This window comes from Lawsonibacter faecis (genome assembly GCF_014287675.1).
In the GTDB taxonomy this organism is placed as follows: Bacteria; Bacillota; Clostridia; order Oscillospirales; family Oscillospiraceae; genus Pseudoflavonifractor; species Pseudoflavonifractor faecis.
In genome coordinates this window covers 121,404-138,308 of the sequence record NZ_JACOPQ010000010.1, presented here as the reverse complement: position 1 = coordinate 138,308, position 16,905 = coordinate 121,404, and the positions used below count along the sequence as shown (strand labels likewise).

15 protein-coding genes are annotated in these 16,905 nt (G+C 63.9%); 1 reads left to right on the top strand and 14 read right to left on the bottom strand.

Features of this window, described 5'->3' with window-relative positions; translation table 11 throughout:
- Positions 1-107: 107 nt before the first annotated feature.
- From H8S62_RS13110 to leuC, 4 genes are all read right to left on the bottom strand, one after another.
- The gene (locus H8S62_RS13110; RefSeq protein ID WP_155146586.1) at positions 108-893 is read right to left on the bottom strand and encodes a type III pantothenate kinase; all 786 of its coding nucleotides are present in this window, start codon (positions 891-893) and stop codon (positions 108-110) included.
- 187 nt (positions 894-1,080) lie between these two features.
- A complete protein-coding gene (leuB, locus tag H8S62_RS13105; protein WP_155146588.1) occupies positions 1,081-2,169 on the bottom strand; it encodes a 3-isopropylmalate dehydrogenase in 1,089 nt (362 codons plus the stop codon).
- Positions 2,166-2,651 (bottom strand): 3-isopropylmalate dehydratase small subunit, encoded by a 486-nt coding sequence (locus tag H8S62_RS13100; RefSeq protein ID WP_155146590.1) that lies wholly within the window; start codon positions 2,649-2,651, stop codon positions 2,166-2,168. Before H8S62_RS13100 ends, leuB begins: the two co-directional genes overlap by 4 nt.
- 78 nt (positions 2,652-2,729) lie before the next feature.
- Positions 2,730-3,989 (bottom strand): 3-isopropylmalate dehydratase large subunit, encoded by a 1,260-nt coding sequence (leuC, locus tag H8S62_RS13095; protein ID WP_186919731.1) that lies wholly within the window; start codon positions 3,987-3,989, stop codon positions 2,730-2,732.
- Positions 3,990-4,106: 117 nt separating this feature from the next.
- Between leuC and H8S62_RS13090 the strand changes: the two genes are divergently transcribed.
- Entirely contained in the window at positions 4,107-4,718 is a 612-nt protein-coding gene (locus H8S62_RS13090; RefSeq protein WP_186919729.1) for a Crp/Fnr family transcriptional regulator, read from the top strand.
- A gap of 98 nt (positions 4,719-4,816) precedes the next feature.
- Here H8S62_RS13090 and spoIVA read toward each other — a convergent pair whose 3' ends face one another.
- The 10 genes from spoIVA to fmt all read right to left on the bottom strand — a co-directional run bounded on the left by spoIVA (position 4,817) and on the right by fmt (position 16,905).
- Complete coding sequence (spoIVA, locus tag H8S62_RS13085; protein ID WP_155146595.1) at positions 4,817-6,295, bottom strand: stage IV sporulation protein A; 1,479 nt, start codon at positions 6,293-6,295, stop codon at positions 4,817-4,819.
- 148 nt (positions 6,296-6,443) lie between these two features.
- Positions 6,444-7,955: a DUF3794 and LysM peptidoglycan-binding domain-containing protein gene (locus H8S62_RS13080; protein ID WP_155146598.1), complete on the bottom strand. Its 1,512-nt coding sequence runs from the start codon at positions 7,953-7,955 to the stop codon at positions 6,444-6,446.
- 214 nt (positions 7,956-8,169) lie between these two features.
- Positions 8,170-8,322 (bottom strand): hypothetical protein, encoded by a 153-nt coding sequence (locus H8S62_RS13075; protein ID WP_155146600.1) that lies wholly within the window; start codon positions 8,320-8,322, stop codon positions 8,170-8,172.
- A gap of 79 nt (positions 8,323-8,401) precedes the next feature.
- Positions 8,402-9,289, bottom strand: a complete 888-nt coding sequence (rsgA, locus tag H8S62_RS13070) for a ribosome small subunit-dependent GTPase A (RefSeq protein WP_155146602.1) — start codon at positions 9,287-9,289, stop codon at positions 8,402-8,404.
- Positions 9,286-11,439: a Stk1 family PASTA domain-containing Ser/Thr kinase gene (gene pknB, locus H8S62_RS13065; RefSeq protein WP_186919728.1), complete on the bottom strand. Its 2,154-nt coding sequence runs from the start codon at positions 11,437-11,439 to the stop codon at positions 9,286-9,288. The genes rsgA and pknB overlap by 4 nt, the downstream gene beginning before the upstream one ends.
- 28 nt (positions 11,440-11,467) lie before the next feature.
- Entirely contained in the window at positions 11,468-12,208 is a 741-nt protein-coding gene (locus H8S62_RS13060) for a Stp1/IreP family PP2C-type Ser/Thr phosphatase (RefSeq protein ID WP_155146606.1), read from the bottom strand.
- Positions 12,209-12,224: 16 nt separating this feature from the next.
- Positions 12,225-13,274 carry a dual-specificity RNA methyltransferase RlmN gene (gene rlmN / locus H8S62_RS13055; RefSeq protein ID WP_186919726.1) on the bottom strand — a complete coding sequence of 350 codons (1,050 nt, stop codon included), beginning with the start codon at positions 13,272-13,274 and terminating at the stop codon, positions 12,225-12,227.
- Positions 13,271-14,668 (bottom strand): 16S rRNA (cytosine(967)-C(5))-methyltransferase RsmB, encoded by a 1,398-nt coding sequence (rsmB, locus tag H8S62_RS13050; protein ID WP_186919724.1) that lies wholly within the window; start codon positions 14,666-14,668, stop codon positions 13,271-13,273. The genes rlmN and rsmB overlap by 4 nt, the downstream gene beginning before the upstream one ends.
- 22 nt (positions 14,669-14,690) lie before the next feature.
- The gene (locus tag H8S62_RS13045; protein ID WP_186919723.1) at positions 14,691-15,980 is read right to left on the bottom strand and encodes a glycosyltransferase family 39 protein; all 1,290 of its coding nucleotides are present in this window, start codon (positions 15,978-15,980) and stop codon (positions 14,691-14,693) included.
- 1 nt (position 15,981) lies between these two features.
- Positions 15,982-16,905 (bottom strand): methionyl-tRNA formyltransferase, encoded by a 924-nt coding sequence (gene fmt, locus H8S62_RS13040; RefSeq protein ID WP_186919721.1) that lies wholly within the window; start codon positions 16,903-16,905, stop codon positions 15,982-15,984.

Below are 16,905 nucleotides of genomic sequence, written 5' to 3'. Positions count from 1 at the left end.
ATCGGGACGCGGTCCCGGGAACTCGGATGCAGGGCAATTTATTTACTCACGGCCCGCGAGAGCCGTTGAGCACTGGCAGAGCGGCCCGGAACCCCGGCCCGCAGGCTTTACCCCTTCCGCTGCTTTCCCACGGTGTTCTTCTTATAGATCAGATAGAGCCCGTTCAGCAGCAGATCGGCATCGTAGTGAATTTCACGCCTACAGTATTTCAGCACGTCGGGAGCGGCGTTTCCGGTGCCCACCACCGCAGCGGCGGGTCCGGCGGCCTCCTCCATGCGCGCAATCATGCCGTCAATCATGCTGGCGTTGCCGTAGACCACGCCGGAGCGCATGGCTCCCACCGTATTGTGCCCCAGAAGGTCCTCCGGCGGCTCAATGGAGATACGGGGCAGGGCGGCGGCCCGGTCGGACAGGGCGTCCAGCGCAATGCGGATGCCGGGCATGATGACGCAGCCCTCGTACACGTTTTCCCGCAGATAGGACATGGTGACCGCCGTGCCCAGGTCCACCACGATGATGGGGCCGGGGTATTGAGCGATGGCGCCCACCGAGTAAGCAACGATATCCGTGCCCATCTGGGTATGGATATCCGACTTGATGTTCAGCCCGGTCTTCACGCCTGGGCCCATGAGCATGGGCTCCCTGCCGGTGAGCAGTTCCACCGCGCCGCAGATGGCGGCGGTGACGGGCGGGACTACGCTGGAGATAATGCAGCCGGTGACGGCCCGGAGGTCCGCCCCGTAGAGGTCGAAGACGCCGCGCAGAGAAACCGCGCACTGGTCCCGGGTGCTCCGCTGGCTGGTCGTCAGGTCGGACCGCAGATGCAGTACTCCGCTCTCGTCAAAGAGGCCGATGGTGGTGGTGGAGTTGCCCACGTCGATGGCAAGTACCATGCGCGCCACTTCCCTTCTCCAGATAGTAAAAGGATTTTAGCAGAAAACAGGGCGCTTGGCAAGGGAAACGGCGGAGGCGGCTGAAGCCGTCTCCGCCGTTATCGGGAAATTCGTCGCCGGGGCCGACGCCTCCCCTAGCGGGCTGCGGGCGCGGAGATGACGCGGCGCGGGATGGGGCCTGAGCGCATCAGGCCATCGCTTCAATCCTGCCGCGAATCAGCTCGCCCATCCGCCTGGTCCCGATGGGAGTCACGCCCGGCCCGGCGATATCGGCGGTGCGCCAGCCCTCGGCCAGCACCGCGTCCACGGCGCGCTCAATGGCGGCGGCCTCGCCGGGGCGCTGGAAGGAGTAGCGCATCATCATGGCGACGGACAGAATGGTGGCGATGGGGTTGGCCTTGTCCTGGCCCGCGATGTCGGGCGCGGAGCCGTGGATGGGTTCGTAGAGGCCGGGGGCGGTATCGCCGATGGAGGCGGAGGGCAGCAGACCGATGGAGCCGGTGATCATGGACGCCTCGTCGGAGAGGATGTCGCCGAACATATTCTCGGTGACCACCACGTCGAACTGAGAGGGGTCCCGGACCAGCTGCATGGCGCAGTTGTCCACCAGCACGTCGGAGTAGGCCACGTCGGGATACTCCCCGGCCAGGCGGTGCATCACCTCCCGCCAGAGGCGGGAGGTCTCCAGCACGTTGGCCTTGTCCACGCTGGCGAGCTTCTTCCCCCGCAGGCGGGCCATCTCGAAGGCGCGGCGGCCGATGCGCTCAATCTCCTGCTCGGAGTAGGCCATCAGGTCGGTGCACTCCACGCCCCGGTCGGGGGTTTGGTAGCGGTCCCGCTTGCCGAAGTACACGCCGCCGGTCAGCTCCCGGACCATCATCAGGTCAATGCCCTTTTCGGCGGTCTCCTTTTTCAGCGGGCAGGCGTCGGCCATGGCGGGGCGGAGCACGGCGGGGCGCAGATTGGCGTAGAGCCCCAGGTCCCGGCGGATGGCCAGGAGGGCGGTCTCGGGCCGCTGCTCCGCGGGCTTGTCGGAGCCCCACTTGGGGCCGCCCACAGCGCCCAGGAGCACTGCGTCGCAGGTTCTGCACTTCTCGGCGGTATCGTCGGGATAGCTCTTCCCCACCGCGTCGGTGGCGCAGCCGCCCAGGAGCACGTCCACATATTCAAAGGTATGACCGAACTTCTCTCCCACGGCCTCCAGCACGCCGACGGCCTCGTTCACCACCTCGGGGCCGATGCCGTCGCCTTTGATGAGGGCTATTTTATAATTCATTTTGCAATCCCCCGGGCCTTCAGGGATTTGAGCAGTCCGCCGTTTTCAATGATGCCGTTGATGAACGCCGGGAAGGGCGCGGCCTCCCAGGTCTTGCCCAGGGTCTCGTCGGTGATGACGCCGGTGGCGAAATCCACACTGACCTTGTCCCCCGCCTGGATCTCTGCGGCAGCCTCCGGGCACTCCATGATGGGGAAGCCGATGTTGATGGAGTTGCGGTAGAAAATCCGGGCGAAGGAGGCGGCGATGACGCACTTCACACCGCAGGCCTTGATGGAAACCGGCGCGTGCTCACGGGAGGAGCCGCAGCCGAAGTTGGCCCCGGCCACAATGATGTCCCCCTCCTCCACTGTGGAGGCGAAGTCGGCGTCGATGTCCTCCATACAGTGGGAGGCCAGGGCCTTGGGGTCGGGATTGTTGAGGTGGCGGGCGGGAATAATGACGTCGGTATCCACGTTGTCGCCGTATTTATAAACCTTCATGGTCTCATTCCTTTCTTCAAAGACGGGGATGCGTCACTGCGAACCAGCCCGCGGGCCGGTTCGCAATCCGTATTCTCCTTACAGGGTAGCCGGATCGGTCACCACACCGGTGACGGCGGAGGCGGCGGCCACGGAGGGGCTGGCCAGGATGATCTCCGAGCTGACGGGTCCCATGCGGCCCACGAAGTTGCGGTTGGTGGTGGAGATGGCCCTCTCCCCGTCGGAGAGGACGCCCATATGGCCGCCCAAACAGGGGCCGCAGGTGGGCGTGGAAACGGCGCAGCCGGCCTGGATAAAGGTCTCAACGTAACCCAGCCTCATGGCGTCCAGCATGATCTGCTGGGTGGCCGGGAAGACGATGCAGCGCACGCCGGGCGCCACCTTGCGGCCCTTGAGGACCTCAGCTGCCTGGCGCATATCCTCCAGCCGCCCGTTGGTGCACGAGCCGATGATGACCTGCTGGATGGGGGTGCCCGCCACCTGGTCCACGGTGCGGGTGTTGGAGGGCAGATGGGGCAGGGCCACGGTGGACTTCAGCTCATTGAGGTCGATGACCACCTCCCGCTCGTACACCGCGTCGGGGTCGGCCTCGAAGGACTCCCAGGGGCGGTCCACCCGGCCGTCCAGGTAGGCGCGGGTTACGCCGTCCACCGGGAAGATGCCGTTCTTGCCGCCGGCCTCAATGGCCATGTTGGAGATGGTGAAGCGGTCGTCCATGGAGAGGGCGCTTACACCCTCTCCGGTAAACTCCAGGGACTTGTAGAGCGCGCCGTCCACGCCGATGAGGCCGATGAGGTGGAGCATCACGTCCTTGCCGGAGACGAAGGGACGCAGCCTGCCCTTAAGGGTCACCTTAAGAGCGGGAGGAACCTTGAACCAGGCCAGGCCGGTCGCCATGCCGGCGGCCATGTCGGTGGAGCCCACACCGGTGGAGAAGGCGCCCAGCGCGCCGTATGTACAGGTGTGGGAGTCCGCGCCGATGATGGCCTCGCCCGGAGCCACCAGGCCCTTCTCGGGCAGGAGGGCGTGCTCCACGCCCATCTGCCCCACGTCGTAGAAATGGGTGATGTGATACTCCCTGGCGAAGTCTCTGGCCTGGGCGCAGAGCTGGGCGGACTTGATGTCCTTGCAGGGGACGGAGTGGTCGAGGACGATGGCGATTTTGTCCCTGTGGAAAATCTCCGTCAGGCCCGCTTTCCTGAATTCCGTAATGGCTACGGGAGCGGTGATGTCGTTGCCCAGCACCATGTCCAGCCTGGCCTCAATGAGCTGCCCGGCCTCCACCTGGTCCAGTCCCGCGTGCTTGGCGAGAATCTTTTGGGTCATGGTCATTCCCATGAATGGTCCCTCCTGTCGTTTTTCGTATTTTCAGTATGCCAGACGGCTTGCAAAAAGAATGTAAAGCGTGATACAATCAACCTGTCAGAAAGAATTGCAGATTGGCAGGTGATTTCCATGGATACCTGGCGTCCCCTGGCGGAGGGCCGGGCCGCGCAGCAGTACGTGCCCGGCCAGCTCATCTATCTCCAGGATACCGAGGCCCTTCAATTCTACTACATCCTAAAGGGTACGGTAAAGTGTTTTCTCTCCTCCGAGGACGGAGACGAGCGCACCCTCACCCTCCACCACGGCGGCGACCTCATCGGCGAGGCCGCGTTCTTTGACGGGCAGCCCCGGGTGTCCTCGGCGGTGGCGGTGACCAGATGCGAACTGGTGGCGGTGGACCGGCCCCACCTGGCGGCGGTCTTTGCCAGATACCCCGATCTGGCCGTGTCCATGCTGGAATACCTGGCCCGGACTATCCGGCTCCTCTCCGCCCATGTGGACGGCAGCTTTTTGCAGGCTGACCAGCGCATCGCCCGGCACCTCCTCTCCCTCCCCGCCGACGAGCACGGCGTCCTCCGCTGCACCCATGAGGAGATCGGTTCCTCCGTGGGGGTGAGCCGGGTCACCGTGAGCCGGGTGCTGGGTGAGCTGGCCCGGGCGGGCACTGTGGAGACGGGGTATAAATCCCTCAAAATACGCTCCACCGCCGCGCTGCGGGAACTGGCAGGCACAGGCGAATAGAGGGACGGCCCGCAGCGCACCTGCTGCGGGCCGTCCCTCTATTCGCTGTTCCTGGTTTTCCGGCGGAGGGGAATCCCTCTCGCCTTTTTCCGAATGTGTTACAGTATAATGCAGATGAGTCCGCCGGAGCCCTCGTTGATGATGCGGGTCAGGGTCTCCTGGAGCTTGGAGCGGGCGTCGTCGGGCATCCGCAGCAGCTTGGTATGCAGATCCTCGCTGACCAGCTCGTGGAAGGACTTTCCGAAGATGTTGGACTGCCAGATTTTCGCGGTGTCCCCCTCGAACTCCTGGAGCAGGAAGTTCACCATCTCCTCCGACTGCTTCTCATTGCCCACAATGGGCGAGACCTCTGTCTCGATGTCGGCGCGGATCATATGGATGCTGGGGGCGCTGGCCTTGAGGCGCACGCCGTAGCGTCCGCCCTGCTTGACAATCTCCGGCTCCTCAAGGGTGAGCTCGTCGGTGCTGGGGATGACGATGCCGTACCCGGTCTCCCGGACCTCCTTCAGGGCCACCGACACCTTGTCGTACTCGTGTTTGACGCAGGAGAGCTCGGTCAGCAGGCCCATCAGGTCGCCGTCGTCGTGGATGGTAAAGCCCGACTGCTCGGAGATGGTGTCGTAGAACAGGCTGCGGGGCAGATCCAGCGTGGCGGCGGCCAGCCCGGTGCCCAGGCTGATGGAGCTGACGCGGGCGCTGGACACGCTGTCGCACTCGCCTATGGCGGAGACCGCCCTCTCCACGTCCCGGATGCGGCGCATCCCGGCGGCGCCCTCCCGGATGGCGGTATAGAGGCCGCTCTTGATGGGGTGGTCGTAGGGCAGGGCGTCCACCCAGGGGGGCAGAAAGAGGTCCAGCTCCTTGACGGGGAACTCGTACAGCACGCCCTTGATGATGTTGGTGACGGCATTCTCATCCAGCTCCAGGCAGTTGGCGGCGATACACGTCACATCGTACCGGCTGGAGATATCGGCCTGGATGGCCCTGGCCCGCTCGGAGTTCGGCTTATCCGAGTTGAGGACCACCAAAAAGGGCTTCCCCAGCTCCTTGAGCTCGGAGATCACCCGCTCCTCGGCCTCCAGATAGTCCTCCCGGGCGATATCGGTGACGGTACCGTCGGTGGTGACCACGATGCCGATGGTGGAGTGCTCGGCGATGACCTTGCGGGTACCGATCTCGGCGGCCTCGGTCATGGGGATCTCGTGGTCGAACCAGGGGGTGGTGACCATGCGGGGCATATCGTCCTCCAGCTGGCCCACCGCGCCGGGGACCATGTACCCCACGCAGTCGATGAGCCGGACGGAGAAGGCCGCGCCGTCGTCCATGGCGATTTCCACCGCCTCCTCGGGGACGAACTTGGGCTCGGCGGTCATGATGGTCCGGCCGGAGCCGCTCTGGGGCAGCTCGTCGCGGGCCCGCTCCTTGCGGTAGACGTTTTCAATGTTGGGAATGACCAGGGTCTCCATAAAGCGCTTGATGAAGGTGGATTTTCCCGTTCTGACCGGCCCCACCACGCCGATATAGATATCTCCCTCGGTGCGCAGGGCAATATCCTCGTAAATCTTACGATGTTCCAATTTGACTCCTCCTTGCACGCGTTCCAGGCATGGCCGGGCAAGCCTGCTTTTCCCTATATAGGTATGGGGATAAGCCGTGGTTTATGACAAGAGAATCGGGCGGTGCGTAAAAATCCCCGGGCGGCAATGCGCCGCCCGGGGACAGGGATCATCTCTTTCTGGGAATCAACAGGAGCTTTCCCGACAGGCCCTCCTCGCTCTCCAGCTCGTTTGCCTGCATAATATCCGCCGTGGTGGTGCGGTAGCTCTTGGCGATATCCCAGAGCCGCTCCGCGGCCACGGCCCGCAGGACAATGGAGGGCCCCTTCTCCTCCACAGGCGCCTCGTTCACCTGAACGCCGCATACCCCGGTGACCCGCTGGGTGGACTGGACCATGTAGTGGAAGTCCAGCTCAAAGCGGACCTCAATGCCCCCGGTGGTAGGCGTGGCAAAGGCCTCGCCCGCGTTCCGGCACCCGCAGGTACAGGTGCAGCCCTCGGGCACGTCGGCCTGACAGGGCACCGCAATCTGCCGGGACACCGAGTAGATCTCGTCGTCCTCCGCCAGATAGACGACGGTAACCACCGCGTCGGCGGAGAAGGTCAGCTTCTCCCCCTCCCGTATCTGGCTGACGGCGCCCAGATTCACATAGGTATCCAGGGTGGACTTGGCCAGCACGCCCGTCTCAATGACCTCACGGGCCGCCTGGCGGCGGGTATTCTGCTCCAGCAGGCGGTTCATGGTGTAGGACTGCAGCTCGGCGGTGAGCTCGCTGGAGACGCTGTAGATATCGGTCAGCAGCTCCACCGACCGCTCCTCCCGGACTACCGCCTGGGCCAGCAGGCCCAGGGAGACCGAGACGGTCCGCCCGTCCCCCGCGCCCAGACTGCAGCTCAGATCGGTGAGCAGAACGTCCAGGGCGCAGTCGGCCTCCTCCTCGACCCCGCTGACCTCCATAATCTGGGAGAAGGGCAGCTCGTAGTCGGTGGAGGCGATGGCGCCGTCGGAGCTCCGGTAGAGGAGCTTCAGCGCCGCCTCACCCTTGAAAATCAGCTTGTTGCCGATGATCTTGGACTCATTGCAGATGAGCTCCACGCTGCTCTTCAAAAGCTCCTCCGCCTCGGGGCGGCTTCCGGAGATGGTGAGGTCGTCTGAAAATGTAAAAGGTTTTTCCTGCACACATGCGACCATATAGGCGCTGCGGCTCTCGCGAAGCTGCTCCACGGCGCTGTCGTCCTCCGCCCCGGTACAGAAGGCGGTGTCGGCGCTGCGGTAAGCCCGGACCGCCACGGCCAGGTTGACCCGCACCAGCACCTTACGGGGGTTGATACTGCGGGTCTCGGCGGCCTGGACGCTGGGGACGGCCACTACGCCGCAGCCGGGAGCCACGCCCGTGCCGTCGGCGCTGCAGAAGAAGGGGATATTCACCTCAATGCGGCGCACCCCGGTCTCGCCGTCGGGCAGATAGAGGACGGCGCAGCGGACGGTGCCGGAGATCTCCACCCGGCCCTCCTGGGCCTCCTTGCTCTTCAGGCAGACGGTCCCGGCGGTATCGACGATGCGGAGAATATCCGGGCAGGCGTCAGGAACAATCATTTCCATAGTCTCTTCATGGAGAACGGTGGCGTCCAGTACGGTATCATAGCAGCTCAGATGATCTCGGTTCAATGCAAGCTCCATAGCGTTCCACTCCTTGTATGGGTTGTACGAGCATTCCTGCCCATTTCATGCTACAGAACTATATGTACAAGACCATCCCGATATGCCCCATACAGGATCGCGGGAATGGGAATTATCTCAGGCCGAAGATGGTTTTCAAAAGCCCGCACAGCGCCTTGGGAGATTTGACCACAACGATTTTCATAGCAATTGCCTCCTTCAAATATGGACGGTATCAGTACGTTTGCTTCAGCCTGCCATGGCCCCAGAAGCCCAGGGCCGCCCCGATGACCAGCATCAGAATGCTGCCCGGAAAAAACAGCAGGGCGGCCCCGGCCGCGCAGGCCGCAGCGGTCCCGAGGGTGCGTTTGCTGGGTAGGCGCATCATAAAAGCCGCCTCCTTTCGTAGGGACTGGTTACTAAACCAGTATACGCAGCAGGAGGCGGCTTGTGATTGCCGTTTTGCTCTATTTGTCTTCCCAATCGTGGTGTTCCTTCGCCTGCTCGTAGAGGCGCACATAGCTGGCATGGCGGCTGTGTGCTATCTTCCCCTCGGCCAGCGCCTCAAGAACTGCACAGCCCTTTTCCTTTACATGGGCGCAGCCCACAAAGCGGCAGCCGTCCAGGTACGGCGCAAACTCCCGGAAGGTGTGCTGCAGGTCGTCCTTCCTGCAGCCTTCCAGCCGATCGATATCAAAGGAGGAGAAGCCCGGCGTATCCGCCACAAGGCCACCGTTGTTCAGGCGCAGCAGCTCAACATGGCGGGTGGTGTGGCGGCCCCGTCCCAGCTTGTCGCTGACCTCCCCTACCTGAAGTCCAAAGCCCGGCTCCAGGGCATTGAGAATGCTGGACTTGCCCACCCCCGAATTTCCCGTAAAGGCAGAGACCTTGCCGGCAATTGCGGCGTATAGCTCAGACAGCCCCTCACCCGTCTCCGCGCTTACCCGGAAGGTCTGGAAGCCCGCGCTCCGGTAGGTCGCGTAGAGGGCCTCGGCCGCGTCCAGATCGCATTTATTGATGCACACCAGCGCCTCGCAGCCCTTCCACTCGGCCAGGGAGATCATACGGTCCACCAGAAACGGGTCGGTGATGGGGACGGCCCCCGAGGCGATGATGACCAGTTGGTCGATGTTCGCCACGGCGGGACGCTGAAACTGATTTTTGCGCGTAAGTATCTCATCCACCATGCCGCTGCCGTCGGACAGGGCGGTAAATACCACCCTGTCCCCCACCAGCGGAGTAATTTTCTCATGGCGGAAACGCCCCCGGGCCCTGCAGGCCACAGTGGGCGCGCCGTCCTTGCCGTCCACGTAGTAGAAGCCGCTGAGGGCCTTTAAAATGACGCCCTCGCTCATTTTACGAAATCTTCATAGCGGGTCTCGGCCAGGACACCGTCGAAGTAGATGCACACCTCAACGCCGGCCCCGCTCCCCTTGAGGACGGGCCGAATCCTGCGCAGGGTGGTATCGAGGCTCTTCTCCTCAAACTGCGTCTCTCCGCCCACGGTGACCACCACGTCGACCACATCCTGGTCCACCGGCAGCTCAATGGAAATCTGCTTCGTGACCAAGTCCACCGCCGGAGGCGACTCCGGGGGCTGGCTGGGGCTTTCGCTGGGCGGAGGCGTCGGCTCCTCGGAAGCGGGCGGAGTGCTCTCGTCCGGGCCGGGGCTGGGGGTCACGCCGGGGTCCGGCCCCTTGCTGATCTGCAGATTGACGATGCTCTTCTCCGCCACCTCTGACCCGGCATCCACGCTCTGGTTCACCACGTAGCCCACGGGCTGGAGGTCGTCATAGACCTCGGGAGAGGCCCCCACAATGAGGCCCAGCTCTTCAATCATCGATTTGGCCCGCTCCAGAGGCTGACCCACCACGGTAATCATCGTGACGGTCTTGACCTCTGCGCCCTCGCTCACCACCAGGGTCACCACATCGCCCTCATTCAGCCTGGTGTCCTTGGCGGGGTCCTGGCGGATGATGTACCCCTTGGCAACATCGGAGTGCTCGGTCTCAATCGTAACCTCAAAGCCCTTGTCCCTGAGCAGCGCCTCAATCTGGGACGCTCTCTGGTTGGTATAGTCGTCCATGACAAAGCGGGAGGTCCCGCCGCTGACGACCACGCTGATGTTCATATTGCCCGACTTGACTTCCTCACCGGCATCCGGGTTCTGGCTGATGATCTCCCCCTCGCGCACGTTCTCGCTGTCCACGGTACGTTCCACCTCGACCGTGAAGCCGTTCAGGAGCACGGCGTCGTTCTTGACGTCGTCGTATATCCTGCCTACCAGTTTGGGGGTTGCGTACAGGACATCCTCCGGCACGACGATATTGCTCAATATTCCCCAGAGGAAATAGCCGATAGCGGCCAGGAAAATCAGAATGGCGCCGACCGCCAGAACAGCGGGCAGGGGGCTTCCCTTTCCGCCCGACCGCCTGCGGCGGGGGCGCTCCTCATAGTCGTCCTCATCCTCGTCGTCGAGCTCCTCCCGCTCTCTGCGCCGCTTGGAGGGCGGTGCGGAGGGCGCGGCGGGGCCGTGTCCGCTCCCCGCGTTTGCGCCTGCGGCGGCGGCCGCCACGGCCCCGCGGAGGTTCAGGCTGCCGCTGGTCTCCATCACCTGGGTGGGCTCGTCGCCGCCGGTGAGAAGATCGGCGTCCGTATAGTCGAAATTAATGTTCGGATTCTTTCGGAACTCCTCCAGATCGGCCAGCATGGCGTCGGCGTTGGCGTAACGCTGGTCCATGTTGGCCGCCATGGCCTTCATGGTGATGGACTCCAGTGCCTCCGGGATTTCGGGGTTGATCTCCCGGGGCGAGAGCGGGATGGAGTTGATGTGCTGAATGGCCACCGAAATGGGGGAATCCCCCTCGTAGGGCAGGCGGCCGGTGATCATCTCATAGAGCACCACGCCGGCGGAGTAGATATCGCTCCGCGCGTCGATATGGCTGCCTCTGGCCTGCTCCGGAGAGATATAGTGGACGCTGCCCAGGGCCTCCTGGGTCAGGGTGTTCTGCGCGGCGGAGGTAAGCCGGGCGATGCCGAAGTCGGCCACCTTCACGCTGCCGTCCCGCAGGACCATGATGTTATGGGGCTTGATATCCCGGTGGATGATGCCCCGGCTGTGGGCATGGCCCAGGGCCTTCATAATCTGGGTGATGAAATGGAGGGCCTCACGCCAGTTGAGGGCCTCCCCCTTCTTCTGCATATACTGCTTGAGGGTGATCCCGTCGATGAGCTCCATTACGATGTACTCCAGCTCGTCGGAGCGGGACACGTCGTAGACAGCCACAATGTTGGGGTGGGACAGCATGGCGACGGCCTGGGATTCGTCGTGGAACCTTCTGCGGAACTCCGCGTCCTGGGCTAAATCACTCTTGAGAATCTTGATGGCCACCAGGCGGTTGAGCCGGTGGCAGCGGGCCTTATAGACCACGGCCATGCCGCCCGCGCCCACGCGCTCTAAGATCTCATATCGATTGTCGAGTAATTTACCTATGTATTGATCCATGGTAAATATCCTCCTATGCTTTTAATCGTTACGCCTGGAGCAGGACGGCGGTCACGTTGTCCGGCGCGCCGCGGGACATGGCGATGTCCAGCAGCCGTCCGCAGCAGTCCTCAATGGCGCCGCCGTGGATGATCTCATAGAGCATCTCCTGGTCGGTCACCACGTTGGAGAGGCCGTCTGAACAGAGCAGCAGGCAGTCTCCCTCGCAGAGCTCCCGGTGATAGAGATCGGCGCGGATGTGCTCCTCCGCACCGAGGGCGCGGGTAATCAGGTTTTTGCGGGGATGGAGCCGCGCCTCCTCGGGGGTGATCTCCCCCCGCTGGACCAGATCCTCCACCACGGAGTGGTCCCGGGTGACCCGCGAGATGCCCTCGCCGGTCACATGGTAGCAGCGGCTGTCGCCGATGTTAAGAATGTGGGCGAGGCGGCCCTCCACCAGGGCGGCCACCATGGTGGTGCCCATGCCGCCGCAGTCCGGATCAATGCTGGCCCGGTAGTAGACCGCGCTGTTGGAGATCTCCGCGGCCTCCTGCAGGACCTCGTCCGGCTCGGCGGGCAGGCTGCCGCCAGCCTCCTCGGCCCGGGTCCGCAGCGCGTCCACGAAGGACTCCACCGCAAGCGTGCTGGCCACGTTTCCGGCCTTCGCTCCGCCCATGCCGTCGCACACGACCACAACGGCCAGGCCCCCGCTGGGCACATCCAGGTAGTAGGCATCCTGATTCTGTTGTCTGACGGCGCCCTTGTCGGTGACGCCCCATGCTTTTATCATGTCGATTGCCTCTTCTCTATATGGGAGGTGTTTCTGTATTGCCCGCTTCCTCCGCCTGAACCTTCCTCCGCAACTGGCCGCAGGAGGCGTCGATCTCACCGCCCAGCTTCCGGCGGACTGTGGCGGTGACGCCCTGGCTCTCCAGCCGCTTCTGGAAGGCCGCCACCCGCCTGCTGGGCTTCAGCGGACTCTCCGCCACCTCGTTGAGGGGGATGAGGTTCACATGCCCCGGCGTCCCCCTCAGGTGCTTCACCAGCAAATCCGCCTGCCAGTCGGCGTCGTTCACGCCGTCGATCATGGCGTACTCATAGGAGATGCGCCGGCCCGTGGTCTCAAAATACCGGCGGCAGGCGCGAAACAGCTTCTCCACGCCCACCGAACGGTTGACCGGCATAATGCGGGAGCGGGTCTCGTCGTCCGGCGCGTGGAGGGAGACGGACAACGTCAATTGTAACCGAAGTTCGGCCAGTTTGTCAATTTTTTCAGTCAGGCCGCAGGTGGAGAGGGAGATATGACGCATTCCGATGTTCATGCCGTCGGGGTGGTTCACCAGCTCCAGAAAGCGCATGACCGTATCAAAATTGTCCAGCGGCTCCCCAATGCCCATCAGGACAATATTGGAGATGGAGGTCTGCGCATCCAGCTGGGTGAAGAGCACCTGGTCCAGCATCTCGGAGGGCGTCAGGTCTCTCACCTTCCCCCCCAGGGTGGAGGCGCAGAAGGCGCAGCCCATCCGGCAGCCCACCTGGGAGGAGATGCAGACAGTATTCCCATGATGATAGCGCATCAAAACAGTTTCGATGCAGTTTCCGTCTCCAAGCCGCCAAAGATATTTGATGGTTCCATCCTGGGAGTCCACCTGCCTGCGCTCCACCGCCGGGACCGTGATGAAGCAGGCGGCGGAGAGCTTCTCCCGCAGGGGCTTGGAGAGGTTGGTCATCTCGTCAAAGGACTCGGCCCCCCGGTGGAGCCACTGGAAAATCTGTTTGGCCCGGAAAGCCGGTTCCCCCAGCGCTTTTATAAAGGCGGTCATCTCCGCCAAATTCATGGATTTGATATCCGTCATGAGATCTCCTCGCTCCGCGCGGCTGTGGGGCGCGGCGTCCGGGCAGCGCCCTCACTCCGCCGCAGCCTGGCGAAGAAGAATCCGTCGGTGCCGTGCCGGTGGGGCCAGAGGGTGAGCATCCCCTCCTCCACGCAGCCAATCGGCTCCGGCAGCCGGAACTGCTCCAATACAAAGTCACCGTGCTGTTTAAGAAAAGCCCGCACGACTGCCCCGTTCTCCCGTTCCCGCAGGGTGCAGGTGGCATAGAGCAGGACGCCGCCCGGGCGGACATAGCCCGCCACATTGTCCAGAATCGCGCTCTGGACGGCGGGCAGATTCTCCAGGGGCCCGGGGTCCTTGTAGCGGATATCCGGCTTTTTGCGGATAATGCCAAGTCCCGAGCAGGGCACGTCGGCCACGACCAGATCGAAGGCCTGCGCAAACTCCTCGCGCCGCAGCTTGGCGTCCAGCGTGCGCGCCGTGATACAGCCCAGGCCCAGCCGGGCCGCTCCGGACTCAATCAGCCCCTGCTTGCGGGAGTGGATATCGCAGGAGACAATCTCACCCTTGTCCTCCATGGCGATGGCGGCGGCGAAGGATTTGCCGCCGGGGGCGGCGCAGGCGTCCAGCACCCGCATCCCCGGCTCCGCGCCGGCCGCCATAACGGCCAGCCGCGCCGCCGGGTCCTGCACATAAAACCGGCCCTCTTGGAAGGCGGGCAGGCGCTCCAAATCCCCCGCGCCCGTGAGAAAGAGGCAGTCCTCCAGCCAGGGGTGGCGCTGCGCCTGCGCCCCCGCCAGCGACAGCTCCCGCAGAAGCTCCTCCGCCGTGGTCCTCAAGGTGTTGACCTGGATACAGGTGGGCGGCTCCTGGTTGTCCGCGCGGAGCAGCGCCTCGGCCTCCTCCGGCCCAAGGGCGCCGATGAACTCCTCCACCAGCCAGACGGGGTGGCTGTACAGGGTGGCGAGGTAATGAACGCTGCTGCGCCGATCCACCTGGGGCAGGTCATCCAGGTGCCGGGCCAGCGCCCGCAGCACACCGTTACATAGCCCGGCCGCGCGGGGGTTCTTGCTGTACCGCTTGACCAGCTCCACCGACTCGTTCACCGCGGCGCTGGCGGGAATTTTAGTGAGGAACGCCATCTGGTACACCGCCAGGCGCAGGGCGCAGCGGACGTTGATCTCCATCTTTTCCGGCGGCATGGAGGAAAATTTGCCGAGATAAAAATCCAGCAGCATCCGGTTTTGGAGCACGCCGAAGCACAGGCGTGTGGCCAGCGCCGCGTCCCGCCCGTCCAGCCGGGCCTCGCGGAGCGCCTTATTCAGATATCCGTCCGACCAGGCCCCCTGCCGCTCACAGGCTGAGAGGGTCTGCAGCGCAATTTCCCTTGCGGTCACCGTCTTCTGCGAAGCCATGGCTGGTCCTCCTTCCGATGGTTTACATGATTTGGCCGCCGACGAGGTAAATCGCCTGGGCCAGAATAAAGAGCGCCGACATACCTGCGGTCAGAACGGCGGTCAGCCTGGGCCGCCGCTCGGTCAGGCAGGCTGCAAACATAAAAAACGGGAGGGCGCAGGTCAGATACCGCCCGGCGCTCAACAGCCAGGAGAGGGAGTAGTTCAAAACCAGGCACGCGAAGGCGTAGAGGGTGAACATACTCCGGTGCCTCCCCCGCTCATGCCAGAGCAGCACGAAAAAGAGGAGGAACAAAAGCACCTCTGGCAGCCAGAGCTGAAGCTGTACGGTCAGATTGCCGTAGGTGATGGCATTGATCAGCAGATACTGCAGCACCTGGGAAATCCACATAAATCCCTGGGACCAGCGCGCCTGCTGATGTGCTGTAAAGGCAAACGGGTTCCCGTCAATCGCGTAGTTCAGGCAGAGGTAGACGACCGTGCCCAGCACGGGCAGAAAAATCAGAGGCAGACGGCAGAGGACGGCGCGGAGGTTCCGCTTCAGCTCCGCGCCCCGCAGGGCGAAAAGCCGCCTGGACTGTATCAGCTCCGCCAGAGCGGCGCCGATCAGCACAAGCCCGTGCATCCGGGTCAATGCCGCCAGCGCGCCCCAGACGCCCGCGCGCAGCCACTGGTGCCGCCGGATATGGTAGAGTCCGGCGGCGGTGGTCAGCAGGAAGAGTCCCTCGGTCATCATGGCCCCAAAGAAGAAGGAGAACGGGAAGACGGAGAGGAACACCACCGTCCGCCACGCCACCGCCCGGCCGTACTCCCGGAACGCCAGCCGGTAGAGGTAGGCGCAGCCTCCGGCATAACAGAAAAAAGAGACCAGCAGACCCGACAGGACCGTATCCCCCACCGCCAGCCTGACCAGGCGCACCAGCCAAACGTAAAGCGGATAGAACACCAGGAAATAATGCTGGCCGTCCTCGGTATATCCCCCGTATCCCTGCTCCACCAGGCGGACATAGTGAAAACCGTCCCACTTTTCCCAGAGGGACAGCAGACCCCGCCCGTCCCTGACCCCGAGCATCACCAGAGCGACGGCACAGACAGCCAGAAAGATAAGAAGGCGGAAGAGCATCGCCCCGCCGAAGACCGCCGCGGTCTCCCCCGCCCCGGCCTCCCGCCCCTCCTGCTGCTCCGGCGGCGGCAGAGCGGCCCGGCGGAGCGGCGCCCCGCTTGCCTTCAGCCAGCGGACCGCAAGCGAGACTGCCAAAATCAGAATCGGCGCAGAGACGAGCAGATTCCAGAGCAGATCAAACCATTTCATATCAGTCTACGGAGATGGGGTGGCCCCTGAGCCAGTCGGCGGCCCTCATCCGTCTGCCGCCGTCCGCCTGGAGCTCGTCTACGCGGAGGACGGTTCCCCCGCCGCAGGCCACCTTGATGCCGTTCCTCCCGGCCTCCAGCACTGTGCCGGGCGCCCTATCCGTTCGCTCATCCGGCACGGCAGTGGAAAACACTTTACAGCGGCAGCCTCCCAGCTCCGTCACGGCGGCAGGCCAGGGGATCAGCCCCCGGACCTGATTGTGCAGCTCCCGCGCGGTGCGCTTCCAGTCCATGGGTGAGAGCTCCCGGCTCAGCATGGGGGCCAGAGTCATCCGGGCGGCATCCTGCGGCACGCGCCGGGCCGTCCCCGCGGCGATGGCGGCCACCGATTTCACCAGCAGCTCCGCGCCCATGCCGGCCAGGCGGCTGTATAGGGTCTCCACCGTCTCGTCCGGGTCGATGGGTGTGCGGACCTGATCGATAATATCCCCCGCGTCCATCTCGGTGGCCATATGCATAATGGTCACGCCGGTCTCCGCATCCCCGTTGAGCACCGCCCAGTTGATGGGGGCGGCCCCCCGGTACCGGGGCAGCAAGGACGAGTGGACGTTGATGCAGCCCCTGGCGGGATAGTCCAGAATGTCGTCGGGCAGGAGGCGGCCGTAGGCCGCCACCACGATGAGCTCAGGCTCCAGCGCCCGGATCTGGGCCAGCGCGGACCCGTCCCGGAGCTTCACCGGCTGAAAGACCGGGATATGATGTGTAACGGCAAATTCCTTAACAGGCGTTGGCTGGAGCTTGTTCTGGTGCCGTCCCACCGGCTTGTCCGGCTGGGAGAAGACCCCGCAGACCTCGTGGCCCGCCTCCACCAGCGCCGCCAGGGAGGGCACGGCGAACGCGGGCGTGCCCATAAAGAGGATTCTCAT